The following is a 26,775-nucleotide window of genomic DNA, read 5'->3' as shown; positions in this document are numbered from 1 at the left end:
ATGTCAGCCATCAATGCCGTTGAAAAGGGCGCCGCCGCCGTCGGTGCCCACCTGGTCCGTGACGTCAGCCTGCCCGCCCTGGTGCTGCACCGCGACGCCCTGGAACACAACATTCGCTGGATGCAGGATTTCGTCAGCAACAGCGGCGCGGAACTGGCGCCCCACGGCAAGACCAGCATGATGCCGGCATTGTTCCAGCGCCAGCTTGCCGCGGGCGCCTGGGGCATCACCCTGGCCAACGCGGTGCAGACCCGCGCCGCCTATGCCGGTGGCGTGCGCCGGGTGCTGATGGCCAACCAGTTGGTGGGCGCACCGAACATGGCGTTGATCGCCGACCTGCTGGCCGACAAGGATTTTGACTTCCACTGCATGGTCGACCACCCGGACAACGTCGCCGACCTGGGCCTGTTCTTCGCCGCCCGTGGCCTGCGCCTGAACGTGATGATCGAATACGGCGTGGTCGGCGGCCGTTGCGGTTGTCGCAGCGAGCAGGAAGTGCGCGACCTGGCCAAGGCGATCAAGGCCCAGCCGGCCCTGGCCCTCACCGGTATCGAAGGCTACGAAGGGGTGATCCACGGCGAGCACGCCATCAATGGCATCCGCGACTTCGCCGCGAGCCTGGTGCGCCTGGCCGTGGACCTGCAAAACAATGGGGCCTTCGACCTGCCCAAGCCCATTATCACGGCGTCTGGGTCGGCCTGGTACGACCTGATCGCCGAGTCCTTCGAAACCCAAAACGCCGCCGGCCGTTTCCTCAGCGTATTGCGCCCCGGCAGCTACGTGGCCCACGACCATGGCATCTACAAAGAGGCGCAATGCTGCGTGCTCGACCGCCGCGGCGACCTCCAGGAAGGCCTGCGCCCGGCCCTGGAAGTCTGGGCCCATGTGCAATCGTTGCCTGAGCCGGGCTTTGCGGTGATCGCCCTGGGCAAGCGCGACGTGGCCTACGACGCCGGTTTACCGGTGCCGCTTAAACGCTATCGCGCCGGGATCCTGCCGGCGGAAGGCGATGATGTGAGCGCCTGCACCGTCACCGCCGTGATGGACCAGCACGCCTTCATGACCGTTGCGGCAGGTGTCGAGCTGCGCATCGGCGACATCATTTCCTTCGGCACCTCGCACCCTTGCCTGACCTTCGACAAGTGGCAGGTCGGCTGCCTGGTGGATGAGCAGTTGCGGGTGATCGAGTCCCTGGAAACCCGTTTCTGAGTGTAAAGCCATGACCACCACCCACCCCCGCATCGCCCTGATCGGCGAATGCATGATCGAATTGCAACACCGCGCCGACGGCAGCCTGCAACAGAGCTTCGGCGGCGACACCCTGAACGCGGCGGTGTACCTGCGCCGTGAGCTGGGGGATATCGGCACGGTGGACTATGTCACCGCCTTGGGCGATGACAGCTTCAGCGACGCCATGTGTGCGCACTGGGCCGAAGAAGGCTTGGGCCTGGAGCGGGTCCAGCGCCTGCCCGGGCGTTTGCCCGGCTTGTACTGCATCCAGACCGATGCCAACGGCGAGCGCAAATTCCTCTACTGGCGCAACGAAGCGGCCGTGCGCGACTGCTTTACCACGCCGGCGGCTGCGCCGATCCTGGCGGCATTGCCGGACTACAAAGTGGTGTATTTCAGCGGCATTACCCTGGCGGTGCTGGGTGAAGTCGGGCGCCAGCGCCTGCTCGAAGTGCTGATCGAAACCCGCCGACGTGGCGGCGCAGTGGTGTTTGACAACAACTACCGGCCACGGCTCTGGGCCACGGTGGACGTTGCCCGCGAGGCTTATCGCAGCGTACTGGCCGAGGTGGATATCGCCTTGCTGACCGAGGATGACGAACGCGCGTTGTTTGGTTATGCCGACAGCGAACAGGTATTCGCGGCGTACCCGGCGATTGCGGAAGTGGTGCTCAAGCGCGGTGCGGATGCGTGTTTGATCCGTTGCGACGGTGAGCGCCTTGCCGTGCCGGCGCTGAAGGTGGAGAAGGTGGTGGACACTACGGCGGCGGGGGATTCGTTCAGTGCGGCGTACCTGGCCAGTCGGCTCAAGGGCGGTTCGCCCCAGGAGGCTGCTTTGGCCGGGCATCGATTGGCGAGCCGGGTTATCCAGGTGCCGGGGGCGCTGATCCCCAGGGAGTAGATGAATGGCCGCCTGCGGCGGATCGGGAGCAAACCCCTGTGGGAGGGGGCTTGCCCCCGATAGCGGTCTTAAGCCAAAGCCTCAATCCCGGTAAAACACCTGCACCAGGTGATACCCGAACTTGCTCTTGATCGGCCCGTGCACCACCTTCACCGGTTTCTTGAAGATCACCGCATCGATCACCCCGACCATCTGCCCCGGCCGCACTTCACCCAAGTCGCCGCCGCGCTTGCCGGACGGGCACGTGGAGTACTTCTTGGCCAGCACATCAAAGGCTTCGCCCTTGGCAATGCGCTGCTTGAGCTGTTCGGCTTCTTCGCTGGTTTTCACCAGGATATGGCGGGCTTGGGCTTTCATCGGTCTCTACCAGGTGTGCGACGGCGCGCGATTATGCCTGAACTGAATCATCGACGCTGATCATGCTGCGGATTTTGGTCGCCAGCAGGTCGATGGAAAACGGCTTGGCGACCATGTCCATGCCGTCCTCCAGGAAGCCCTGGCGTTCGGCGGCTTTCTCCGCGTAGCCGGTCATGAACAGCACCTTGAGCCCCGGCCGATGCTGGCGGGCGATCTCCGCCAGTTGGCGGCCGTTCATGCCGGGCAGGCCGACGTCTGTCACCAGCAGGTCCACGCGCAAGTCCGACTCCAGCAACGGCAGCGCCGCACGCGCATCCGCCGCCTGGTGCGCGGTATAACCCAGCTCGTCGAGCACATTGACCACCAGCATGCGCACCGCCGGGTCATCCTCGACCACCACCACCGCTTCGCCGGCAAGGGCCAGCGGGACTTCGCCCGGATGGGCGGGCTGGCTGCTTTCCAGGGAGGTGCCGTGCAGGCGCGGCAGGTACAGGCGCACGCAAGTGCCCTGGCCCGGTTCGCTCTGGATGGTCACGTGGCCACCGGACTGCTGGGCAAACCCATAGATCATCGACAGCCCCAGGCCAGTGCCCTGGCCGATGGGCTTGGTGGTGAAGAACGGGTCGAACGCCTTGGCGAGAATCTTCGGTGCCATGCCGCTGCCGTTGTCACACACGCCGAGCATCACATAGTCGCCGGCCCTGACCGGTTCGAGGGTGGTGATATCGGTGCCGTCCAGGTAGCTGTTGGCGGTTTCGATCAGCAGTTCGCCGCCATCGGGCATGGCGTCGCGTGCGTTGATTACCAGGTTGAGCAGGGCGTTTTCCAGTTGGCTGGCGTCGGTGTTGACCGGCCAGATGTCGCGGCCCAGTTGCACCTTGAGCGTGATATGCGCGCCCTTGGTGCGCTGGAACAGCTCCTCCAGGGACGCTACCAACTGGTTCGGATCCAGCGGGCGAAGGTCCAGCGACTGGCGCCGTGAAAACGCCAGCAGACGGTGGGTGAGGGCGGCCGCGCGATGGGCCGAGGACACGGCGGCGTCGGTAAAGCGGCCGATCTCGTCGCTGCGCCCGGCGGCGATGTAGCGCTGCATCAGGTCCAGGCTGCCGATGATGCCGGTGAGCATATTATTGAAGTCGTGGGCGATACCGCCGGTGAGCTGGCCCACCGCTTCCATCTTCTGCGCATGGCGCAGGGCATCTTCGGCGCGCTCGCGCTCGAACATCTCGTTTTGCAGGCGTTCGTTGGCTTCGGCCAGCGCCTGGGTGCGCTGGGCCACGCGCTCCTCGAGGTTCTCGTTGAGGTGGCGCAGGGCTTCTTCGGTGAGTTTGCGTTCGGTTTCATCGATGACAAAGATGTAGAAACCGTTCACCGAGCCGTCATTGCTGAAGCGTGGCAGGTATTTCATCAACGCATGGCGCGGGCGGCCATCGCGATGGGGGGTGACGGTCATGAAACTGCAGGCCTTGCCCCTGAGCGCAGCGGCGATCTTGTCCTCGCGCCCGGCGTACACATCGTCGCCGAGCACTTCGCGGATGGTCTTGCCGTACAGCTCCTGGGGCGTCAGGCCGTACCAGTCGAGGTAGGCACTGTTGTTCAGGCGAAAACGCTGCTCGTGGTCGACGTAGCCGATCAGCACCGGCATGGCGTTGATGATCAACTGCAGTTCGGTCTGGCTCTGGCGCAGGGCCTGCTCGGTATTTTTGCGCTCGGTGAGGTCCAGTGCCGCGCCGAGGAAGCGCGCGGGGCGGCCTTGATGATCCTTGTAGCAACGCCCCCGGGCGAACACCCAGCGCACCTGGCCGTCGGCCTGTTGCAGGCGATATTCCTCGGCGTATTCAGTGCCGTAGGTGATGCAATGCTTGATGCTGCGCGCCACCATGCCGCGGTCTTCGGGATGTACGCCTTGCAGGTAGTCGCTGATCGGCAACCGGCTGGCGTCGCTTGGATCAACCCCGTGCAGGTAGGCGAAGTGCGCGTCGGCGATAAAGCGGTCTTCGCCAATGTCCCAGTCCCAGGTGCCCACCGCATCGGTGGCGGCCAGGGCCAGTTGCAGGCGTTGTTCGGTGTTGTGCTGGGCCTTGCGCCGTTCGTTGGTTTCGATGGCCGTGACCAGGATGCCGGCCACATTGGCGCTTTCATCGCGGATCGGGCTGTAGGTCAGGTCCAGCCAGATTTCGGTGTCGCGATTGTTGCGTTGCAGGACAAAACGCTGCTCGCTGAAGGTGCGCACCTGGCCGGTCAGCACGGCGTCGTAGATCGGCGCAGTGAAGCTTTCGAGTTCCGGCCAGGTCTGGTGCGCCGGCTGGCCCATGGCGTCCGGGTGTTTATTGCCCGCCAGCAGGGCGAAGCCGTCGTTGTAGAGTTGGGTGAGTTCGCTGCCCCACAGCAGGAGCATCGGCATCGGAGAGTGGATGACGATGTCCACGGCTGTGCGCAGGCTTTGCGGCCAATCATTGGCCTCACCGAGGGGGCTGTGCGCCCAGTCCAGCCGCGCAATCAATGCAGCGGCTTCGCTGCCGGTGGTTGTTCCCTTCATAAAAAGCCCTGAGCGTAACGCTTTGAAAAATGACAACACCCATTATCCCGTGGGACACCGATGGGTGACTACCCTCGAAAAATAGCATGCATTGAGGGTTTGTCTTCAAATGAGTGCGGCAGGGCTGAAACCTTTCATCTTTCCGCCAGTTCGGGGCGGTCGCGAAATTGCTCCAGGGCCTGCGGGTTGGCCAGTGCGTCGGTATTCTTCACCGGCTCGCCGTGCACCACGTTGCGCACCGCCAGTTCGACGATCTTGCCGCTGATGGTGCGGGGGATATCGCTGACGGCGAGGATCTTCGCCGGCACATGGCGCGGCGTGGTGTTGGCGCGGATCACCTGGCGGATCTGCTGCGCCAGGGCCTCATCCAGTTCGATGCCGTCATCCAGGCGCACAAACAGCACCACCCGCACATCGTCCTGCCAGCGTTGGCCGATGGCCAGGCTTTCCAGCACCTGCGGGACTTTTTCCACCTGGCGATAAATCTCCGCGGTGCCGATGCGCACGCCGCCGGGGTTGAGCACTGCGTCGGAGCGGCCGTGAATCAGCAGGCTGCCGTTGGGGCGTTGCTCGGCGTAGTCGCCCTGGGCCCACACGCCGGGAAACTGGCTGAAATACGAGGCGCGCAGCTTCTTCTGGTGCGGGTCGTTCCACAAGCCGATGGGCATCGCCGGGAAGTGCCGGGTGCACACCAGCTCGCCTTTTTCCCCGACCAACGGTTGGCCCTGGTCGTCCCACACCTCGATGGCCATGGCCAGGCTCTTGCACTGCATTTCTCCGCGCCGCACCGGCAACACCGGATTGCCGATCACAAAGCAGGAGACGATATCGGTGCCGCCGGACATCGAGGACAGGCACAACTCGGCCTTGATCTCGCGGTACACGTAGTCGTAGCTCTGGGGCGACAAGGGCGAGCCGGTCGAAATCAGGCCCTTGAGGCTGCCCAGGTCGTGGCTCAGGCGCGGTTGCAGCCCGGCCTTTTCCAGGGTGGCGAGGAACTTGGGGCTGGTGCCGAACACGCTGATCTTTTCCGCGTCGATCAGGTCGATCAAGCGTTCCGGGCCGGGGTGAAACGGCGAGCCGTCATACAGCACCGCCGTGGCCCCGATCGCCAGCACCGAGACCAGCCAGTTCCACATCATCCAGCCGCAGGTGGTGTAGTAGAACAGGCAATCCTCGCGGGAGATATCCGCGTGCAGGCCGTGTTCCTTGAGGTGGGTGAGCAGCACGCCGCCGGTGCCATGGATGATGCATTTGGGCACGCCGGTGGTGCCGCTGGAGTAGAGGATGTACAGCGGATGGTCGAACGGCACTGCGACGAACACAGGCTCGCCGCCGGGTTGGTAGAAGTCGTTCCACAGGGCGACGCGGGCCTGGGTCTGATAGTCCTCGACGCAGGCCTGGGGCCGTACATACGGGACGATGATCAATTGTTCCAGGGACGGCAGGCGTTCGAGGATTTCATTGAGCTTGACGCTTTGGTCGATGGTTTTACCGGCGTAGCGGTAGCCGGCGCAGGTGATCAGCACCTTGGGCTCGATCTGGCCGAAGCGGTCGATGACGCCTTGGGTGCCGAAGTCTGGCGAGGAGCATGACCAGATCGCGCCGAGGCTGGTGGTGGCCAGCATGCCGACCAGGGTTTGCCAGGTGTTGGGCATGCAGGCGGCGACCCGGTCACCGCGGCCGACACCGGCCGCCCGCAGGCTGTCCTGCAGGCCGGCGACGTGGGCGGCCAGTTCGGCGTAGGTCAGTTGTTCGCGCTGGCCGTCTTCGCTGATCGCGACCACCGCCGGGTGATCGTCGCGGCGGCGCAACAGGTGTTCGGCAAAATTCAGGGTCGCGCCGGGAAACCACTGGGCGCTGGGCATCTCGACGTCTTCGATCAGCACTGCACTGGGCGGGCTGCGAAACTGCACATCGAAGAACGTGACGATCGCCTGCCAGAAGTCCGGGCGCTGGTCGATGCTCCACTGGTGCAGGGCCGGATAGTCGCTGAGCTGCACGCCGTGGCGATCATTGATAAAGCGCCGGAACTGGTCCATTCGCGTGGTGCGGATGCGTTCGGGGGAAGGTTGCCAGAGGATTTCGGACATCAGCACGGTCTCTTGTTCTTATGCAGGTTTTCCAAACTATAGCGTTCTAATGTGTCTGGCCTTATTGGGCCAGCCAGCCGCCATCAATGTTCCACGCCGCCCCCCGCACCTGGGCACCGGCCTCGCTGCACAAGAACAGCACCAGCTCTCCCAGCTGCGACGGCGTCACGAACTCCAGGGACGGCTGTTTCTCCGCCAGCAGATCATGTTGCGCCTGCTGCGGATCGACGCCGTTGGCCACGCGATCATCAATCTGCTTCTGCACCAGCGGCGTCAGCACCCAGCCGGGGCAGATCGCGTTGCAGGTCACGTTGCTGGTGGCGGTCTCCAGGCCCACCACCTTGGTCAAGCCGATCACGCCGTGCTTGGCTGCCACATAAGCGGCCTTGCCCACCGAGCCGACCTGGCCGTGCACCGAGGCGATGTTGACGATACGCCCCCAGCCCTTGGCCTTCATGCCCGGCAGGCTCAAGCGCGTGCTGTGGAACACCGAGGACAGGTTGATCGCGATGATCGCGTCCCAGCGTTCCACCGGGAAGTCCTCCACCGCCGCCACATGCTGGATGCCGGCGTTGTTCACCAGGATGTCGACACCGCCGAACTCACGCTCGGCGTAGGTCAGCATGTCGGCAATCTGCGCCGGGTCGCTGACGTCCGCCGGGTGATGGCCGACCTTGCCGCCAAACGCCTGCACCTGGGCGACCACCGCGCTGGCGTCGCCGAAGCCGTTGAGGATCAGGTTGGCACCGGCCTTGGCCAGGCTCAGGGCGATACCCAGGCCGATGCCGCTGGTGGAACCGGTGACCAGGGCGGTCTTGCCGTTCAATCTCGTCATGAAAACCTCACACAATGCCGGTGGCGTAGAAAGTACCGATCACCACGAACACCGCGAGGGTCTTGATGATCGTGATGCCGAAAATGTCCTTGTAGGCTTCGCGGTGGGTCAGGCCGGTCACCGCCAGCAGGGTGATCACCGCGCCGTTGTGGGGCAGGGTGTCCATGCCGCCGCTGGCCATGGCCGCGACCCGGTGCAGCACTTCAAGGGGAATATTGGCCGCATGGGCCGCCGCAATAAAGCTCTCGGACATGGCCGCCAGGGCGATGCTCATGCCACCGGACGCGGATCCGGTGATACCGGCCAGCAGGGTCACGGTAATCGCTTCGTTGACCAGCGGGTTGGGGATGCCCTTGAGCCAGTCCGCCAGCACCAGGAAGCCCGGCAGCGAAGCGATCACCGCGCCGAAACCATATTCGGAAGCGGTGTTCATCGCCGCCAGCAATGCGCCGCTGACCGCGCTCTTGCTGCCGTCGGCGAGCTTACTTTTGATCGCCGACCAGCCGAATACCAGCACCATGATGATGCCCACCAGCAACGCCGCCTGCACCGCCCAGATCGCAGTGAGCTTGGCGATTTCAGTGGTCACCGGCGCGCTCATGCCCGGCAGGCTGAGGCTGTGGGTCTTGCCATACCACTGTGGGATCCAGTGGGTGAACAGCAGGTTCATCACGCCCACCAGGATCAGCGGCGACAGCGCGATCCACGGGTTGGGCAGCGTGAGGTTTTCGGCGGTTTCCGGCTCGTTGCGCAGCTCGGTGCCGTAGCCTTCACCGGCGCGCTGGGCCTTGTTGCGCTGGCGCGCCAGGTAGAGCATGCCGGCGCAGAACACGAAAATCGTGCCGATCAGCCCCAGCCACGGCGCCGCCCAGGCGGTGGTGTTGAAGAAGGTGCTGGGGATGATGTTCTGGATCTGCGGCGTGCCGGGCAGGGCGTCCATGGTGAACGAGAACGCACCGAGGGCGATGGTCGCCGGGATCAGGCGCTTGGGGATATTGCTCTGGCGGAACATCTCCGCCGCAAACGGGTACACCGCAAACACCACCACAAACAGCGACACGCCACCATAGGTGAGCAGGGCGCAGACCAGCACGATCACCAGCATCGCCTGGCGCGTGCCGAGCAAACGGATCGCCGCCGCCACGATAGAGCGCGAGAAACCCGACAGCTCGATCAGCTTGCCGAACACCGCACCGAGCAGGAATACCGGGAAATACAGTTTGATAAAGCCGACCATTTTCTCCATGAACACCCCGGTAAAGGCAGGGGCGACGGCGGACGGGTCGGTGAGCAGCACGGCGCCGAGGGCGGCGATGGGGGCAAACAGGATAACGCTATAGCCACGGTAGGCAGCCAGCATCAGCAACGCGAGCGCTGCCAGGGCAATGATCACACTCATGGTGTGTCTCCATCGGATTGTTATTGTTGTGGGTGAAGCAGTGGGGAGGGCTATAGCGAGATGTGTGCCATATTTTCAAGTTATTGAAATATATGGATATTTTTTAATTTCTTTCGAGTGTTTTTGAATGCTGTCTCTATTTGGAGACAAATGAAGATCAAATGTGGGAGGGGGCTTGCCCCCGATAGCGGTGCATCAGCCAGCATATGTGTTGACTGACCTAATGCTATCGGGGGCAAGCCCCCTCCCACAGGGAATGTCTTTGTATGGAGAATTTGGTCTCTATTTTGAGACTAGGCGATACCCAGTGCCACCATCTTCTTGTACAACGTCGATCGCCCCAGCCCCAATCGCTTGGCCGCCTCCACCACATTCCCGTCACACGCCTCGAGCGCCGCCGCAATCACCTGCCGATCAAACCGCTCCCGCGCCGCCGCAAACGTCTCACCTTCAGCCGTGTCCACCGCGCCGCGCGTCACCGGGCTGAACGTGCCAATCGCCGCACGAATGTCCCCAGCGTTCAACACCAGGTCATCGCTCAGCAACGCCGCGCGCTCCAGCACGTTGCGCAGTTCGCGGATGTTCCCCGGCCACGCATGCTGTGCCAACAGCGCCAGGGCCTCGCGGTCCAGTTCATGCTGGCTGCGCAGTTCCTCGAGGATCGCTTCGCTCAGCGCCGGAATGTCCTCCAGCCGCTCACGCAGCGGCGGCACCTGGATCGGCAATACGTTCAGGCGGTAATACAGGTCCGCACGGAACTCACCGCGCTTGATCGCCGCTTCCAGGTCCATGGAGGTGGCCGCGATCACCCGCACATCGCTGTGCAGCATTTCGTTGGAACCCACCGGTTCGAATTCCTTTTCCTGCAACACCCGCAGCAGCTTGCTTTGCAGCGGCAGCGGCATATCGCCGATTTCATCGAGGAACAGCGTGCCGCCCTGGGCAATCTGGAACTTGCCCGGACGGCCCTTGCGATCTGCACCGGTAAAGGCGCCCGGCGCGGTGCCGAAGAACTCGGCTTCCAGCAGGTCATGGGGAATCGCCGCGCTGTTGATGCTGACAAACGCCTTGTGCGCCCGCGGTGAGGCGCCGTGGATCGCCTGGGCGAGCAATTCCTTGCCGGTGCCGGTCTCGCCCAGCAGCAGCACCGGCGATTCGGCGCTTGCGCTGCGCCGGGCACGGCGTTTGACTTCCAGGCTGGCGGCGCTGGTGCCGATAAAGTGCGCGAAGTTGTACTTGCTCTGGCGTGAGCGCAGCAACGAGCGGGTGGAGGCCAGTTCCTGCTGCATGCTCAGGTAGCGCTCGATCAGCGGCGACAGGTTGCGCAGCTCATCGAACAAGGCAAAACCAATCGCACCGATCACTGCACCGGCATCGTTGTGGATCGGCAGGCGCATCACCACCAAAGGGCCTTTGGGGGTGTCCTGGATGTCCAGCAGAATCGGCCGGTCGGTGCGCACCACCTGGCGCAACAGGCTGTTGGAAATCACCTGCTCGCACGGCTGGCCGATGGCTTCATCGGCACTCTTGAGGCCGAAGCGCTTGGCGTAGCGCTCGTTCATCCAGACGATATTGGCGTCGCGGTCGACAATCACCGTGCCTTCGCTGGACTGCTCGATGATCTCGAACAGCGACTGGATCGCCAGGCCGCGAACCTGTTGGTAGTCCGTCAGGCTGGTACTCATGACGACAGCCCGCCGGCCGCCGCCAGGAGTTCCTTGGTATACGGGTGCTGCGGCGCTTCGAAAACGTCATGGCTCGGCCCGCGCTCGACCACCTTGCCGTCCTTGATCACGATCATGTCATGGGCCATGGCGCGCACCACGGCGAGGTCATGGCTGATAAACAGGTAGGTCAGGCCGTACTTTTCCTGCAATTCACGCAGCAACGCTACGACCTGCTTCTGTACGGTGCGGTCGAGGGCTGAGGTAGGTTCGTCCAACAGCATCAACGCCGGCTTGAGCACCAGCGCGCGGGCGATGGCGATGCGTTGGCGCTGGCCGCCGGAGAATTCATGGGGGAAGCGATGGCGACTGGCGGGGTCGAGGCCCACGTCCTTGAGCACCTGGATCACTTGCGCATCGCGGTCGGCCAGGCTGCACGGCGCATGCACCTCCAGGCCTTCGCTGATGATCTGCTGCACCGACATGCGCGGGCTGAGGCTGCCGTAGGGGTCTTGGAAGACCACTTGCATCTGCTTGCGCCACGGGCGCATCTGCTTGTGGTTGAGCGGGTCGAGGGCCTCGCCCTGGAAGCGGATGCTGCCGGTGGAATCCAGCAGGCGCAGGATCGCCTGGCCGAGGGTGGACTTGCCCGAACCGGACTCGCCGACAATCCCCAGGGTCTTGCCGCGCTGCACGCTGAGGCTGATGCCATCCACCGCGCGCAGGTAGGTCTTGCGCCGGAACAGACCGCCGCCCAGGGGGAATTGCACGCTCAGGTCGTGCACGTCCAGCACGGTCTCCCGTGGCTCGCTGCACAGCACATCGCCGGACGGCTCGGCGTCCAGCAGCAGGCGGCTGTAGGGGTGTTGGGGGGCCGTGAACAAGGTCTCGCAGTCAGCCTGCTCGACAATCTCGCCGGCACGCATCACGCACACCCGCTGGGCAATGCTGCGCACCAGGTTGAGGTCATGGCTGATCAGCAGCAGCGACATGCCCAGGCGGTGTTGCAGGGACTTGAGCAGCAGCAGGATCTTGCGCTGCACGGTCACGTCAAGGGCGGTGGTGGGCTCGTCGGCGATCAACAGCTCCGGCTCACAGGCCAGGGCCATGGCGATCATCACCCGTTGGCGCTGGCCCCCGGAGAGTTGGTGCGGATAGGCCTTGAGGCGTTCCTGTGGTTTCTGGATGCCCACCAACTGCAGCAACTCGAGGATGCGCGCCTGCGCCGCCTTGCCGCCCAGGCCCTTGTGCAGCAGCAAGGTTTCGCCGATCTGTTTTTCGATGCTGTGCAGCGGGTTGAGGGAGGTCATCGGCTCCTGGAAGATCATCGCAATGCGGTTGCCGCGCAGTTTCTGCAAGGTCGATGCCGAGGCGCCGACCAGTTCCTGGCCGCGATATTTCACGGAGCCACGGGTGTCGGTGCCGGCTTCGGGCAACAGTTGCAAGATTGAGTGCGCCGTCACCGACTTGCCGGAGCCGGACTCACCCACCAGCGCCAGGCACTCGCCGGGACGGACGTCCAGGCTCAGGTTGCGTACCACGGTCTGGCCGCTGAAGGCGACGCTGAGGTCGCGGATTTCGATCAGGTTCATACGCAGTCACTCATGAACGTGGGTCGAAGGCATCACGTAATGCCTCGCCGATAAAGACCAGCAGCGACAGGATCAGCGCCAAGGTGAAAAACGCCGTCAGGCCCAGCCACGGCGCTTGCAGGTTCTGCTTGCCCTGGGCAATCAGCTCGCCCAATGACGCACTGCCCGCAGGCATGCCGAAACCGAGGAAGTCCAAGGCGCTCAGGGTGGAAATCGCCCCGGTGAGGATGAACGGCAGGTAGCTCAAGGTGGCGGTCATGGCGTTGGGCAGGATGTGCCGGCGAATGATCTTGCCGTCGCCCAGGCCCAGGGCCCGTGCGGCCTTGACGTACTCCAGGTTGCGCCCGCGCAGGAACTCGGCGCGCACCACATCCACCAGGGCCAGCCAGGAAAACAGCGCCATGATCCCCAGCAACCACCAGAAGTTCGGCTCGACAAACCCCGACAGGATGATCAGCAGGTACAGCACCGGCAGCCCGGACCACACTTCAAGAATGCGTTGGCCGAGCAAGTCCACCCAGCCACCGTAATAGCCTTGCAAGGCCCCGGCGGCGATGCCGATGGTGGCGCTGATCGCGGTGAGTGCCAGGGCAAACAGAATCGACACCCGCGCGCCGAAGATCACCCGCGCCAATACATCCCGCGACTGGTCATCGGTACCCAGCCAGTTCACCGTCGAGGGCGGGCTGGGGGCCGGGCGGGTCAGTTCGTAGTTGGGCGTGTCGTCGCTGAACGGGACCGGCGGGAACAGCATCCAGCCGCCGTCCTGCTTGATCAGCTTTTGCACGTAGTCACTGCGGTAATCGGCCTGGAACGGCAGTTGTCCGCCGAACTGCTGCTCGGTGTAGCGCTTGAATGCCGGGAAATACAGCTCGTGCTTGTAGCTGAGCACCAAGGGCTTGTCGTTGGCGATCAACTCGCCGCCCAGGGTCAGGATAAACAGCCCGATAAACAGCCACAGCGACCACCAGCCACGACGGTTTTTCTTGAAGCGTTCGAAACGTCGACGGGCCACGGGAGACAGGTTAAGCATCAGGCGTTCCTCGCGGCGAAGTCGATACGCGGGTCCACCAGGGTGTAGCAGAGGTCGCCGATCAGTTTTATCAGCAGGCCGAACAAGGTGAAGATAAACAGCGAGCCAAACACCACCGGGTAGTCCCGGGACACGGCCGCTTCGTAGCTCATGCGGCCGAGGCCATCGAGGGAGAAAATCACCTCGATCAACAGCGAACCGGCAAAGAACACGCTGATGAACGCCTGGGGAATCCCCGAGATCACCAGCAGCATGGCGTTGCGAAACACATGGCCGTACAGCACCCGCCGTTCGCTCAGGCCCTTGGCGCGGGCGGTCACTACGTACTGGCGCGTGATTTCATTGAGGAACGAGTTTTTGGTCAGGATGGTCAGGGTGGCGAACCCGCCGATCACCAGTGCGCTGACGGGCAACACCAGGTGCCAGAAGTAGTCGGCGATCTTGCCCACGGTGCTCAGCTCGGCGAAGTTTTCCGAGACCAGCCCGCGCACCGGGAACCAGTTCAATGACGTGCCTCCGGCGAACACCACGATCAGGAACATCGCGAACAGGAACGCCGGCATCGCGTAGCCAATCACGATGGCGGTGCTGCTCCACACATCAAAGCTGCTGCCATGGCGCACCGCCTTGCGAATGCCCAGGGGGATCGACACCAGGTAGGTGATCAGCGTGGCCCACAGGCCGAGGGAAATGGTCACCGGCATTTTTTCCAGGATCAGGTCGATCACGGTGGCGCCGCGAAAGAAGCTGTTGCCGAAATCCAGCTGGGCGTAGCTCTTGAGCATCAGCCACAGGCGTTCCGGCGCGGGCTTGTCGAAGCCGTATTGTTTTTCGATGTCCTTGATCAGTTTCGGGTCCAGCCCGCGGCTGGCACGGGAGCCGCTGCTGACACCGTCGCCGGATGAGCCGCCGACCGCGCCGCCGCCGATGCCCTGCAAGTGGGCGATGGCTTGTTCCACCGGTCCGCCGGGGGCGGCCTGGACGATCACGAAGTTGACCAGCAGGATGATCACCAGCGTCGGGATGATCAGCAGCAGGCGCCGCACGATATAGGCAAACATCAGCGAGCTCCCGCGCGTTTTTTCAACTCGGTATTCATTTGTTCATTGGTCAGCGGGGTAGGGCTGATTTCCCACCAGGTTTCCAGGGCTTCATCATTCCTGGCCTCGATGGCCGGGCGGCCGAAGCGGTTCCACCACGCGGCGGAGGTGCCGGGCGGGTAGTAATTGGGGATCCACAGGTAATTCCATTGCAGCACCCGGTCCAAGGCATGGGCATAGGTAAGCATCTGCGCCTGGGTGTCGGCCTTGACCAGGCCCTTGATCAGGCTGTCGACGGCCGGGTCCTTGAGCACCATGTAGTTGTTGGCGCCCGGATCGAATGCGGCGGTCGAGCCGAAGTAGTTGTACAGCTCCATGCCGGGCGAGGTGGTGACCGGGAAGCCGGTGACGATCATGTCGTAGTCGCGGGCCATCAGGCGGTTGACGTATTGCGAAGAATCGATGCGGCGGATGTTCAAGGTAATGCCGATCTGTGCGAGGTTGCGTTTGTACGGCAACAGCAGGCGTTCCAGCCCGTTCTGGGCATTGAGGAAGGTGAACTCCAGCGGCTCGCCCTCGGCGTTGACCAGTTTGTCGCCGTCTGGCTTCCAGCCGGCTTCTTCCAGCAGCGCCAGGGCTTGCAGCTGTTTGTCGCGGATCATGCCGCTGCCATCGGTGACCGGGGCCTTGAACACCTGGGTGAATACCTCGTCGGGAATCTGCCCGCGCAAGGGTTCCAGAATCGCCAGTTCTTCCGGGGTGGGCAGCTGGGTGGCGGCCAACGGGCTGTTGGAGAAGTAGCTTTGCTGGCGGATGTACAGGTTGCGCATCATCTGCCGGTTGGCCCATTCGAAGTCCCACAGCATCGCCAGGGCCTGGCGCACGCGACGGTCCTTGAACATCGGTTTTTGCACGTTGAACACATAACCCTGGGCCGGTTGCGGCATGTCCTTGGCCAGGTGCGCACGTTGCAGGCGGCCATCGTCCAGGGCCGGGCCGTTGTAGCCGATGGAATAGCCGGTGGCGGAAAACTCACGGTTGAAGTCGTAGGCGCCACCGCGCAGTACCTGGCGGGCCACTTCGGTGTCACCGAAGTACTCCAGGCTCAGGTGATCGAAGTTGTACAGGCCGCGGCTGACGGGCAGGTCCTTGCCCCACCAGTCGGGGTCGCGGGTAAAGGTGATGGTGCTGCCCGAGTCGATCTTGCCGACCTTGTACGGGCCGCTGCCCAGTGGGGCTTCGTAGCCACCGCCGTTGGCGAAGTCGCGGGTTTTCCACCAGTGCTCGGGAAACACCGGCAGGGTGGCGACATCCAGGGGCAGGGTGCGGTTTTCATTGCTGGAGAAATCAAAACGGACCTGGCGCGGGCCTTCGACTTCGACGTGCTTGACGTCGGCGAACAGCGTGCGAAAGCGCAGGCTGCCTTGGGTCATCAGCAGGTTGAAGCTGTAGCGCACGTCTTCGGCGGTGATCGGCTTGCCATCGGCAAAGCGCGCCTTGGGGTTGAGGAAGAAGCGCAGGGACAGGCCGTCCTCCGCGCGTTCCATCTTCTCGGCCACCAGGCCATACACCGTATAGGGCTCATCCAGGGAACGCAGGGCCAGGGGCGCATACAACCAGCCGTCGACCTGGGAGACGCCGATGCCTTTGTCGATATACGGCAGCACATGGTCGAAACGCCCGATCTCCAGCGCCGAGCGCCGCAGGCTGCCGCCCTTGGGGGCGTTGGGGTTGGCGTAGTCGAAATGGCTGAAACCGGCGGGATACTTGGCCGGTTCGCCGTACACGGTCATGGACGGTTGGGGCGCCGCGATCACGGCGCTGCTGGCCAGCAGCAGGGCCAGGGAGGTACTGAACAGTCTGGAAAAAGCCAATCGCATTGTCAGCCTTGAACGCCGGGTGAAGAAGAATAAGGATTTGTACGCTAACGGCATCAGCGTCGCCAGTCGTCACATGCACAACGGCCCACCAAGAGGCGGGCCGTTGTTTCAAGCAGCAGCGCGGACGGGATCAGTCCTGGCGGCTGGTGACTTCCAGCAGGTGGTAGCCGAACTGGGTTTTTACCGGGCCTTGCACGGTGTTGACCGGGGCGCTGAAGACGACGGTGTCGAATTCCTTGACCATCTGGCCTGGACCGAACGAACCCAAGTCACCGCCCTGGCGGCTGGATGGGCAGCTGGAGTTGGCTTTGGCGACTTCTGCGAAATCGGCGCCGCCTTCGATTTGGGCCTTGAGTTCGTTGCACTTGTCTTCAGTGGCAACGAGGATGTGACGGGCGGTGGCTTTGGCCATGGGGATTAACTCCTTGAGTAAAAACGGTGAGCGTACCGGATTCAGGCGGTTATTTCCTGGCAAAGTTCCGCTGGGGTTCAGGTTGGGGCGTTGGGCTTGGGTATTGGCGTGATGGAGTGAGACCCAGAGCAGGCTGGTATCTACCTGATGCATAGAGATCACATGTGGGAGGGGCGGTGCGACGATTCGACTTGCTCCCGATGGCGGCCTGATGGCCGACCAGGATTTGGGATCAGACCGAGTACATATCCGTTGCTGCGGTAACGGCCACCTAGGGTTCCGCCCTTACGGCGGCTCACTTTGGAAAAGCCCCAAAGTAAGCAAAGGGCTCTTGCCCCAACACTCGGCACCTCGCCTAGGCTCGGTGTGCCCTCACTCCGGCTTGACTCCGTGGGCCGCCGTCATGGGCCATCCCTGGCCCAGGACGGCTAACCCGGCGTCCTGCCGGGTTACCCACGGATTCAAGCCTGCGTTCGGCCAGCGTGTTTGACGGGGCGCCTGAGATCAAGAGCAACAGCAACAGCAACAGCAGTGTTACGTCTGACGTTGCTGGAGTTATCTGATGTCAGGTCGAATAAGCCTCCATCAATTCAAGACGATATAGTCGTTCTGCTGAATGATCGGCCGATGGGCGCCTTGCATCAGGTGAAGGTAGCGGCCGTCCACCAGGTCGATGGGCAGGCAGTCGTCGATATCCATCACGCCGTCGGTGTGGGCCTGGGACCAGTGGCGCAGCATTTGTTGCTTGCCCTTGCTGGCCGCCTCCCGTTTGTTGCGGGCGACCACCAGCAGGTAGTGGTGGGCCTCGCCAAAGCTATTGGTTTCATAACCGCCAAGGTTGATGAAGTACAGGTGATGGGCGTCGGCAGCGGGGGCCAGGTGGCTGAGTTCGACTTTCCAGCCGTCGACGCCGTCCACCGCCATCCACGAATCGATATGCACGCCCTTTGGGCTGCCAAACCAGCCCTCGCGCAGTTGCGGGTAGGTGCCTTCCAGGGTGTCTGCTACGGCGAACACCACATCGTGCACTTCAATCCTTGCCCGTGGGTGCTTGCCCCCTAGCATCACGACAAACAGCATTGCAGGTCCTTACTGGCGACTTGGCAAAGGGCAACCATACTTCGATTGAACCCTTTTGTCCGGTCAATGCCACACTGTTAATTCGCGAACTCATCAGGAGGTTGTCATGCGCACCATTGATCTGGCGGGTGTTCCCGTCCCTGTCATCGGCCAGGGAACCTGGCGCATGGGCGAAGACCCGGACCGGCGCCGCGCTGAAGTCGCGGCATTGCAACTGGGGATCGACGAGGGCATGACCCTCATCGACACCGCCGAGATGTATGGCGAGGGTGGCGCCGAGGAAGTCGTCGGCGAAGCCATCAGCGGCAGGCGTGACCAAGTGTTCCTGGTGAGCAAGGTCTACCCGCACAACGCCAGCCAAAAAGGCGTGCCCCGTGCCTGTGAAGCCAGCCTCCGGCGCCTGGGCACGGACTACATTGATCTGTATCTGCTGCATTGGCGTGGCCAGTACCCCCTTGAAGAAACTGTCGAAGCGTTCGAGCGCCTGCGTGAGGCCGGCAAGATCGGCCGCTGGGGCGTCTCGAATTTCGATGTGGCCGACCTGCAGGAGCTCGCATCCCCGGCCTGCGCGACCAACCAGGTGCTGTACAACATCGAAGAGCGCGGGATCGAATTCGACCTGTTGCCCTGGTGGCAACAACACCATTTGCCGCTGATGGCGTACTGCCCGATTGCCCAGGGTGGGGCGTTGCTGTCCAGCCAGACCCTCAAGCAGATCGCCCGCCGCCACGAGGTCACGCCTGCCCAGGTTGCCTTGGCCTGGGTGCTGCGCCAGGACGGTGTGATCGCCATTCCCAAGGCGGTCACCCCGGAGCATGTACGGCTCAATGCGGCCGCCGCCAAGGTGGTGCTCGATGAGCACGACCTGGATGCCATCGACCGGGTGTTCGGCGCACCCAAGCGCAAGCATCCCTTGGCGATGGTGTAGTTGCCTGGCAGAAACGGTGCCGTCCCTGGCTCCCGTTCCTGCTCAGGTCCGACTTAGCCCGCTACCGGGTTGCGCCAGTCATCCGATCCGGATGTGCCCGACACTTCGTGGGTCCACACGATCTTGCGATAGGTGAAGTACACATCCTCCAGGTGAGTGAAGTGGGCATTGTCCGGGTCCTGGCAATTGGGCATGCGGGACTGGATGTCCACGAGCGTCGCGCCCTCCAGTTCTATCGTGAAGTAGTGCTCCTGGGTGCCGGCCGATGATGTGCGGAACCACTCCAGTCGGCATTTGACCTCTTCACCGCTGGTCAATGCGCTGAACAGCAAGGGCGATGACTTATCGAAGACCTTGCTGATCATCAGCGGCTTATGGACCCTCTGGCCCGTCGGCTGACCCGACTGCGGATCGCGGGGGATGATTACTTGATGAGCAAAGGCCTGGACCAGAATCTGGTCTTCATGACCTTCCTGATAAATGTTGCCTACCGAGTCCTGGGTAAATGTGCCTGCCGTAATCAAACCTTGTTTGACACCGGTGATGGAAAGATACGCGGGTGTTGGCATGACGGGTTTCCTTGTCTGATTGATGAAGTAGTTCCAACGGTTAATCGTGCCGGTTGGGAATGTGGTTATTACAAGAAGCGTGCCGGAAAGTGCGGGAACCAATACGGACTTGGCATGCTGTGGATATAGGCGTTTGGTTTAAACGGGTATTATGGTTTTTTTGGCTGTTTTACGGAAAGTGTTTGCGCATAAGTGCGCATTTAGTTGCTCATATTGCTACGTCTCTTAGTAGTTGGTTTTCCGCTGGGGTTAGGTGAACTACATCTCTGTAGCTGCGCAAAAGTCTGCATATGCCTTGGTTTACGGGGTGTGTAGGAAATGTCTTAAGTGTGAGCCTGTTGCTTGCTGGATGTTATTGTCGTGGCTAAGGTTTACGAACTTCGCGGCGAATCAAGCGAAGGGTTCATGGCGATCTGGTGTGAAAGTTAAATGCACTTAGTTTGTCTCTCGTGCCTTGGATAGTCGAGTGCGCTCCTAAATGGTCCATTCAGAAAAACTCTGCGCTTATTACCTCGAGCTTGCCCGGCAGCCCTGTTTGCCAGCGAACTTTGCCGGCAGTGATATGCGCTATTCAAATGAATATGAAACCCTGGAGTCCGAACTGGCAAAGATGCAGTCCATGCATGGCGCCGGCCAGCCGGACTGGCAAAAGCTCCTGGAAATCAGCGAATGCCTGTTGCGTGAGCAGTCCAAGGATCTGCGCGTGGCCGTCTGGCTGACCTGGGCGCTGTACCACCGCGAGTCCTTTGCCGGACTGCTGGCTGGCCTCGGGTTGCTGCGCCATCTGTGTGAGCACCATTGGTCGGCGGTATACCCTGGAAAGCTGCGCACCCGCGGCGCGGCGTTCGGCTGGCTGGTCCTGCGCCTTGAGACACTGCTTGTCCAAGACCTGTCGGTTCAGGACCAGCAACCCCTATTCCAGTCCATGCTTGAACACCTCACGCGCCTTGATGAACTCTGGACTGCACATTTGGGAGGCGACACGCCGCTGTTGCTGCCGATTCGCAAACAATTGGAGCAGTGGTTGGCGCTTGCTGTGCAAGGCCATCCCCCTGTCGCCGGGTTGAACGCCGCCGTTGCGCAAGTGCAACCCGCTGCTACGCCATCCTCAACGGCCAAACCGACGGTAAACAACGAAAAAGACGCGCATGAATTGCTGTATGCCTTGCAGGAACAAGCTCGTCCGTTGTGTGCCTGGTGGTTACGCCAGGACGCCGCCGACCTACGGGCCTTGCACCTGAGTCGAACGCTGGCCTGGCTGTCAATCGTCCGCTATCCGGATGCCAACGGTGAGCGAGTCACCGCGTTGTGCGGGCCTGCCCCCGACAGACTCAAGTACTACCAGCAACGTTTTGCCCAAGGCCATCACGCCGAGCTGCTGCCTGAACTTGAGGCCGGCCTCTCAGGTGCGATGTTCTGGTTCGACGGGCTGTACATGCTCTGGCAATGCCTGGAAGCCCAGCAGGCGGAACTGGCCATGAGCGAGTTGGAAGTGAGTTTCGCCCTGCTGTTGCAACGATTGCCGGACTTGCCGGCGTTTCGCTTTCAAGGGGGCGTTCCTTTTGCCGACGACGCCACTCGCGACTGGATCGCACTGCATGTCTCCCATTACCTGCAAACCCCTGAGGCGCCCCGCGTGGGGGGCGATGCCGAGCCCTGGGAGATCGCCTTGCAGGATGTGCTACCGCGGCTGCGCAAGGATGGGCTCAAAGCCGCGGTACATGAGCTCAATCAAGGCCTCCATGCCGCTCGCAGCGATCGCGCCCGCTTTTATTGGCGGTTGGCCCTGGCGCGCTTGTGTGCACACGCTGGCAAACATGAACTGGCGAAGATCCAGCTCGAACAACTGGACTTCGAGCTGCAGCGCTCGGGCCTGGAGCGCTGGGAGCCGGAGCTGGCGTTTCAAGTGACACGCCTCTTGCACCGCTGCTGCGACCTGCTGCCACAAAACCATGCCGTGCGCGAGCGCAAGGAAGACACCCACCGCAGGCTGTGCCTCTTCGATCTGGAAGCGGTACTTGAATAGGCTTACGAGCCGCTTGAAAAGGAGATTTACCATGGCCAAAGAAGGTTCGGTAGCACCCAAGGAACGCATCAATATCACCTTCAAACCCGCCGTCGGCGGTGTGCGGGAAGAAGTCGAGCTTCCGTTGAAACTCCTCGTGCTGGGGGACTTCACCCAGCGTGAGGACCTGCGCAAGCTTGAAGATCGCAAGCCCATCGCCCTCAACCAGAACACCCTCGATGAGGTGTTGGCCAAACAGGCGCTGAGCCTGACGCTGAATGTCCCCAATCGGCTCCAGGACGGCGCCGAGGTCGAAGACCTGGCCATCCAGTTACGAATCAATTCGATGAGGGATTTCAACCCGGCGAACCTGGTGGAGCAGATCCCCGAGTTGCACAAGCTGATGGCCCTGCGTGAGGCGCTCATGGCGCTCAAGGGACCACTGGGCAACACGCCGAGCTTTCGCAAAGCCATCGAACAGGCCCTGGCCGACGACGAATCCCGTGCCCGAGTATTGGCGGAGCTGGGCCTGAGCGGCCGGACCGCCTGACATTCTTCAGTAAAAGGACACTGGCGCCATGACGACTCAACACACCTCGATACCCGTACTCATCACTGACGAGCACAGCATTCTCGACAACATCATCGCCCAGACTCTGTTGAGTGCGGATGATGAGGCCTACGGCATAGCCAGGCGTGGCGTCTCGGCATTTATCGAAGAGCTGATCAAGCCGCAGAACAGCGGGGAACCGGTCAAGAAACACCTGGTTGACCGGATGATTGCGGAGATTGACGAGAAGCTCGGTCGGCAAATGGATGAGATTCTGCACCACCCGCGCTTCCAGGCCCTGGAATCCTCATGGAAAGGCCTGCAGTTGTTGGTCGAGCGCACCAACTTTAGGGAAAACATCAAGATCGAACTGCTGAATGTCTCTCGGCAAGACCTGCTGGATGACTTCGAAGACTCACCCGAGGTGACCCAGTCCGGGCTCTATAAGCACGTCTACAGTGCGGAGTACGGTCAGTTCGGCGGTCAACCTGTGGGCGCAATCATCGCTGACTTCTTTCTTTCCCCCAGCGCCCCCGATGTGAAGCTGATGCAATACGCTTCCAAGGTCGCCTGCATGGCCCATGCACCGTTTATCGCGGCCGCCGGGCCGACTTTTTTCGGCTTGGAAAGCTTCACCGATCTGCCTGACTTGAAGGATCTCAGGGATCACTTCGAAGGTCCGCAGTTCGCCAAATGGCATAGCTTTCGCCAGAGCGAAGATGCCCGTTATATCGGGCTGACGGTGCCGCGATTCCTGCTGCGCACGCCTTACGATCCCCTTGAATGTCCGGTCAAGACCTTCGCCTACCGGGAAACCGTGGTGAACAGCCACGAGCACTACCTTTGGGGTAATACCGCCTACGCCTTTGCCACACGATTGACCGACAGTTTTGCGCGGTTTCGTTGGTGCCCGAACATTATCGGTCCGCAAAGCGGCGGCGCAGTGGAGGACTTACCCTTGCATCACTTCCACAGCATGGGCGAAATCGAAACCAAGATTCCCACTGAAGTGCTGGTATCCGACCGTCGCGAATACGAACTGGCGCAAGAGGGTTTCATTGCCTTGACGATGCGCAAGGGCAGTGACAATGCCGCGTTTTTCTCCGCCAGCTCGGTGCAACAGCCAAAGCGTTTCGGCATCAGTGCCGAGGGCAAGGAGGCCGAGCTGAATTACCGCCTGGGCACCCAGTTGCCCTACATGATGGTGGTCAACCGCCTGGCCCATTACCTCAAGGTCCTGCAACGGGAGCAACTGGGCTCGTGGAAGGAACGTACCGACCTGGAGCTGGAGCTCAACAAGTGGATTCGCCAGTACGTGGCCGACCAGGAAAACCCCAGTGCCGAAGTGCGTGGGCGGCGGCCATTGCGGGCGGCACGTATCGTTGTCAGTGATGTCGAGGGCGAGCCTGGCTGGTACCGCGTCAACCTGAGTGTGCGACCGCACTTCAAATACATGGGGGCGGATTTCACCCTGTCCCTGGTTGGCAAGCTCGACAAAGAATGAGCAGGGGCCAAGGGATGACGCGTAACCAAAACCTCTTCGAGCGACTTGAAAGTCCGGCCGCAAAATCATCATGTGCCGTGACGTCCGTCGCAGCTCATCTGGGAAAGATGCTCAGCATCCGCGCTGGCAGCGTGCAGACACTGGAGGATTACGGTATGCCGGATCTCAATGACATGAGCCAGAGTCTGCATGAGTCATTGAGCCAGTCGCGCTTGTTGATCGAGCGGTTTATCCGGGCCTATGAGCCCCGCTTGAAGGATACGCACGTGAGGGCGTTGCCTTGTGGTGACGATCCTCTGGCGCTGGCGTTTGCCATTGACGCCACGCTCTGCGTCGACGGGGTGACGCAGCCCGTGGTGTTCACCGCGCGCCTGCAGGATGCTGGACAGGTTGAGGTCTTGCCTGATGTCCTTTAACCACTATTACCAGAGCGAACTCAGTGCGTTGCGACAGCTCGGGCGGCGCTTTTCCGAGCGCAATCCTGCTCTCGCGCCCTTTTTAGGGGAGGCCGGTCAGGATCCGGATGTGGAGCGGCTGCTGGAAGGCTTTGCTTTCCTCACCGGTCGCCTGCGCCAGAAGCTGGATGACGAGTTGCCTGAGCTGACTCATTCCTTGATGCACCTGCTGTGGCCCAACTACATGCGGCCCCTACCTGCGTTCAGTATCCTGCAGTTCGAGCCGTTGAAACATGCGGGGCCCGGTGTGATGGTCGCACGGGATACACCGGTCGAAAGCGCTGCGGTCGATGGTGACCGCTGTCGTTTTCGAACCTGCTACGCCACCTGCATCTTGCCGCTGCAACTGAGCGCGCTGGAGTACTGCGTCCAGGGAGAGCAGGCGTTGCTGAGCCTGCGCCTGGACATGGGCGGCGAAGGCAATTTCAGCGAATGTGCGTTCGATCAATTGCGCCTGCATTTGTCGGGAGACCGCTACATCAGTCAAGCGTTGTACCTGAGCCTGTTGCGCGAGGTTGAGGGTATCGAGTTGCTGCCATTGGGCGGTGATGGGCTTGCGGTCAGCGGGGCTGATGGCCAGCCCCTGCTGTTGCGATTGGGTGGCGATCAGGTCAGTCCGGTGGGGTTCGCGGAGGAGCATGCGCTGATGCCTTATCCGCAGAATACCTTTCGTGGATACCGCCATCTGCAGGAGTATTTCGCCTTTCCTGAAAAGTACCTGTTCGTCGATGTGCTTGGCCTGGATGCGTTGCAGCGGTTGCCCCAGGACGTACTCAAGCAAATCTGCAGCGTCAGGCTGTGCTTCAAGTTACGCACCCGGTGCCAGGCAACCGGATACCCCACGATGGACAACGTGAGGCTGTACTGCACGCCCATCGTCAACCTGTTCAAACATGATGCGGTGCCGATTCGCCTGGACGGCAAGCAGGACGAATACCTGTTGATTCCTGGGGAATATGCGCGCGCAAACGCCTGTGTATTTTCCGTCGACAAGGTCACGGGCTGGCGCCCCGGCGGGCTGGGGTATCAGGCGTACGTACCGTTTGAATCCTTTGAGCACGACGGCGTTATCGATGCATCGGCAGCGCCCACCAGCTACAGCATTCGTCAGCGTGCTTCGGCGCATCATGCCGGGCTCGATACCTGGCTGGGGTTCGGAAGCGGGCGGGGGCATACCCAGGAAACGCTGTCGATCGAGCTGACATGCACCAATCACAACCTGCCTCGGCAATTGCAGGCAGGGGAAATCAATCAGCCCTGTGAGCAGACACCGGAGGGCTTGTCATTTCGCAATATCTGCGCACCGACTGCGAGTTTCGCACCGCCCCTGGACCAGGACTTTCTCTGGCGACTTATCAGCAACATGTCGCTCAACTATTTGTCACTGAGCGACATCAATGTCTTGAAGGTGGTCCTCGAAACCTATGACGTGCCGCGTTACCACGATCTGCAAGCGAAAAAGGTCAGCCAGAGAAGGCTGGGGGCCTTGCGATCCATCAGCCATACGGCCGTCGACCGCTTGCACCGGGGCATGCCGCTTCGAGGGGTGCGGGTCGACCTGAGCATTGATTCCCAAGGTTTCCTGGGGGCGGGCGAAGCGTTTTTGTTCGCCTCGGTGCTCAACGAGTTCTTCGCGCTTTATGCCAGCCTTAATGCCTACCACGAGCTGCGTGTCATCAGCACACAAGGAGATGTGTACCTATGGCCACCTCAGATGGGGCAGCAGCCCCTGCTTTGAAGCAACTGTGCCGTGCCATCCGTGAATATTCGCTGTTCCAGGCGATTTCGCAGGTGATCAAGCGCCTGCGCGATGCCCATCCGCTACTGGATGACAACGCACTCTATGAGCGGCTGGAGTTTCAGGCCAACCCGGGTCTTGGTTTTCCCGGTCACGATATTGACCGGTTGGAGTTTTTTGTTGAACACGATCAATTGCGTGCGCGTCTTCGCCTCAATGTCCTGGGCCTCTGCGGCGCAGGTTCACCCTTGCCGGCCTTTTACGGTGAGCAGGCGAGTGCCGATGGAGCGGGCGGCCACGCGACTCGAGACTTCCTGGACCTGTTTCACCATCGTCTGCAACGGCTGATGCTGCCGATCTGGCGCAAATACCGCTACCAGGCGTGTTTCCAGGCGCAGGCGCGTGATGCTTTTTCCGAGCAGATGTTTGCGTTGATCGGGTTGAGGGGCCAGCGCATCCGTACCGCCGCGCAGTTGGACTGCAAGCGACTGTTGCCCTACCTGGGGTTGCTTGGCCTGCGGGCGCACTCGGCGGCGGTGATCGAAACAGTGCTGCGTTACTACTTCGGGCATGAGCGCATGTTTATAGAGCAATGGGTGGAACGCACGGTTGCCATTGCTCCCCCGCAGTTGAACCAGCTTGGCTGTGCCAACAGCCTGTTGGGCTTCGACCAGGTACTGGGAAGCCGGATCACCGACTGCAACGGTAAGTTCCGGGTGCATATACAGGATCTGGATTGGCAGCGCTTCCATGGTTTCTTGCCGACGGGGTCGGAGTATCCACTGCTGTGTTCGTTGGTGCGACTGGCTGCACGAGACCCGCTGGAGCATGACCTGCGGCTGGTGCTGGCCAAGGAGGCGCTCAGGCCGTTGCACGTGGGTGAACACAATGTCTGCAGGCTGGGGTGGACCACTTGGCTGGCACACGAGTGCGCCGATGGTGCGGTCATCGTGGCCAGCAATGCTCACTAG

22 protein-coding genes are annotated in these 26,775 nt (G+C 61.9%); 9 read left to right on the top strand and 13 right to left on the bottom strand.

Annotated elements, in window-relative coordinates:
• A complete protein-coding gene (locus B9N88_RS02190) occupies positions 1 to 1,209 on the top strand; it encodes an amino acid deaminase (RefSeq protein WP_027608628.1) in 1,209 nt (402 codons plus the stop codon).
• A gap of 10 nt (positions 1,210 to 1,219) precedes the next feature.
• Positions 1,220 to 2,131, top strand: a complete 912-nt coding sequence (locus B9N88_RS02185) for a sugar kinase (RefSeq protein WP_027608627.1) — start codon at positions 1,220 to 1,222, stop codon at positions 2,129 to 2,131.
• Positions 2,132 to 2,212: 81 nt separating this feature from the next.
• On the opposite strand, the gene B9N88_RS02180 is transcribed toward B9N88_RS02185, so the two are convergent.
• The 12 genes from B9N88_RS02180 to B9N88_RS02120 all read right to left on the bottom strand — a co-directional run bounded on the left by B9N88_RS02180 (position 2,213) and on the right by B9N88_RS02120 (position 18,055).
• Positions 2,213 to 2,488, bottom strand: coding sequence for a peptidylprolyl isomerase (locus B9N88_RS02180; protein ID WP_010564624.1), 276 nt, complete (start codon positions 2,486 to 2,488; stop codon positions 2,213 to 2,215).
• A gap of 31 nt (positions 2,489 to 2,519) precedes the next feature.
• Complete coding sequence (locus tag B9N88_RS02175) at positions 2,520 to 5,027, bottom strand: PAS domain-containing hybrid sensor histidine kinase/response regulator (RefSeq protein ID WP_027608626.1); 2,508 nt, start codon at positions 5,025 to 5,027, stop codon at positions 2,520 to 2,522.
• Between the two features lie 134 nt (positions 5,028 to 5,161).
• A complete protein-coding gene (locus B9N88_RS02170; protein WP_027608625.1) occupies positions 5,162 to 7,120 on the bottom strand; it encodes an acetoacetate--CoA ligase in 1,959 nt (652 codons plus the stop codon).
• Between the two features lie 61 nt (positions 7,121 to 7,181).
• A complete protein-coding gene (locus B9N88_RS02165; RefSeq protein ID WP_027608624.1) occupies positions 7,182 to 7,955 on the bottom strand; it encodes a 3-hydroxybutyrate dehydrogenase in 774 nt (257 codons plus the stop codon).
• A 7-nt stretch (positions 7,956 to 7,962) separates the two neighbouring features.
• Positions 7,963 to 9,354, bottom strand: coding sequence for a GntP family permease (locus B9N88_RS02160; RefSeq protein ID WP_027608623.1), 1,392 nt, complete (start codon positions 9,352 to 9,354; stop codon positions 7,963 to 7,965).
• A 293-nt stretch (positions 9,355 to 9,647) separates the two neighbouring features.
• Complete coding sequence (locus B9N88_RS02155) at positions 9,648 to 11,039, bottom strand: sigma-54 interaction domain-containing protein (RefSeq protein WP_027608622.1); 1,392 nt, start codon at positions 11,037 to 11,039, stop codon at positions 9,648 to 9,650.
• Entirely contained in the window at positions 11,036 to 12,610 is a 1,575-nt protein-coding gene (locus B9N88_RS02150; RefSeq protein WP_027608621.1) for an ABC transporter ATP-binding protein, read from the bottom strand. Before B9N88_RS02150 ends, B9N88_RS02155 begins: the two co-directional genes overlap by 4 nt.
• Before the next feature lie 10 nt (positions 12,611 to 12,620).
• A complete protein-coding gene (locus B9N88_RS02145) occupies positions 12,621 to 13,643 on the bottom strand; it encodes an ABC transporter permease (RefSeq protein ID WP_027608620.1) in 1,023 nt (340 codons plus the stop codon).
• On the bottom strand, positions 13,643 to 14,704 hold the full coding sequence (locus B9N88_RS02140) for a microcin C ABC transporter permease YejB (protein ID WP_027608619.1): 1,062 nt from the start codon (positions 14,702 to 14,704) through the stop codon (positions 13,643 to 13,645). Before B9N88_RS02140 ends, B9N88_RS02145 begins: the two co-directional genes overlap by 1 nt.
• Positions 14,704 to 16,563 carry an extracellular solute-binding protein gene (locus B9N88_RS02135; protein ID WP_027608618.1) on the bottom strand — a complete coding sequence of 620 codons (1,860 nt, stop codon included), beginning with the start codon at positions 16,561 to 16,563 and terminating at the stop codon, positions 14,704 to 14,706. Before B9N88_RS02135 ends, B9N88_RS02140 begins: the two co-directional genes overlap by 1 nt.
• Positions 16,564 to 16,693: 130 nt before the next feature.
• Positions 16,694 to 16,975 carry a peptidylprolyl isomerase gene (locus B9N88_RS02130; RefSeq protein ID WP_003208024.1) on the bottom strand — a complete coding sequence of 94 codons (282 nt, stop codon included), beginning with the start codon at positions 16,973 to 16,975 and terminating at the stop codon, positions 16,694 to 16,696.
• A gap of 585 nt (positions 16,976 to 17,560) precedes the next feature.
• Complete coding sequence (locus tag B9N88_RS02120; RefSeq protein ID WP_027608617.1) at positions 17,561 to 18,055, bottom strand: DUF1543 domain-containing protein; 495 nt, start codon at positions 18,053 to 18,055, stop codon at positions 17,561 to 17,563.
• A 106-nt stretch (positions 18,056 to 18,161) separates the two neighbouring features.
• Here B9N88_RS02120 and B9N88_RS02115 point away from each other — a divergent pair, with 106 nt between their 5' ends.
• Complete coding sequence (locus B9N88_RS02115; protein WP_027608616.1) at positions 18,162 to 18,983, top strand: aldo/keto reductase; 822 nt, start codon at positions 18,162 to 18,164, stop codon at positions 18,981 to 18,983.
• Between the two features lie 53 nt (positions 18,984 to 19,036).
• On the opposite strand, the gene B9N88_RS02110 is transcribed toward B9N88_RS02115, so the two are convergent.
• Positions 19,037 to 19,552: an Hcp family type VI secretion system effector gene (locus B9N88_RS02110; protein WP_027608615.1), complete on the bottom strand. Its 516-nt coding sequence runs from the start codon at positions 19,550 to 19,552 to the stop codon at positions 19,037 to 19,039.
• Positions 19,553 to 20,030: 478 nt separating this feature from the next.
• On the opposite strand from B9N88_RS02110, the gene tssA reads away from it, so the two are divergent.
• From tssA to tssG, 6 genes are read left to right on the top strand one after another with little or no spacing between them, the layout of a single operon-like run.
• Entirely contained in the window at positions 20,031 to 21,578 is a 1,548-nt protein-coding gene (gene tssA / locus B9N88_RS02105) for a type VI secretion system protein TssA (RefSeq protein ID WP_027608614.1), read from the top strand.
• Positions 21,579 to 21,609: 31 nt separating this feature from the next.
• Positions 21,610 to 22,107 (top strand): type VI secretion system contractile sheath small subunit, encoded by a 498-nt coding sequence (gene tssB, locus B9N88_RS02100; protein WP_027608613.1) that lies wholly within the window; start codon positions 21,610 to 21,612, stop codon positions 22,105 to 22,107.
• Between the two features lie 28 nt (positions 22,108 to 22,135).
• Positions 22,136 to 23,611, top strand: a complete 1,476-nt coding sequence (gene tssC, locus B9N88_RS02095) for a type VI secretion system contractile sheath large subunit (protein WP_051429442.1) — start codon at positions 22,136 to 22,138, stop codon at positions 23,609 to 23,611.
• A 14-nt stretch (positions 23,612 to 23,625) separates the two neighbouring features.
• Positions 23,626 to 24,027 carry a type VI secretion system baseplate subunit TssE gene (gene tssE, locus B9N88_RS02090; RefSeq protein WP_027608611.1) on the top strand — a complete coding sequence of 134 codons (402 nt, stop codon included), beginning with the start codon at positions 23,626 to 23,628 and terminating at the stop codon, positions 24,025 to 24,027.
• A complete protein-coding gene (gene tssF / locus B9N88_RS02085; RefSeq protein WP_027608610.1) occupies positions 24,017 to 25,804 on the top strand; it encodes a type VI secretion system baseplate subunit TssF in 1,788 nt (595 codons plus the stop codon). Before tssE ends, tssF begins: the two co-directional genes overlap by 11 nt.
• Positions 25,768 to 26,775, top strand: a complete 1,008-nt coding sequence (gene tssG, locus B9N88_RS02080; protein ID WP_027608609.1) for a type VI secretion system baseplate subunit TssG — start codon at positions 25,768 to 25,770, stop codon at positions 26,773 to 26,775. Before tssF ends, tssG begins: the two co-directional genes overlap by 37 nt.

This window comes from Pseudomonas sp. LAMO17WK12:I1, assembly GCF_900177315.1.
Classification (GTDB): Bacteria; Pseudomonadota; Gammaproteobacteria; order Pseudomonadales; family Pseudomonadaceae; genus Aquipseudomonas; species Aquipseudomonas marginalis.
Note: the sequence above shows the minus strand (reverse complement) of the source record. Positions and strands in the feature narration are given on the sequence as shown.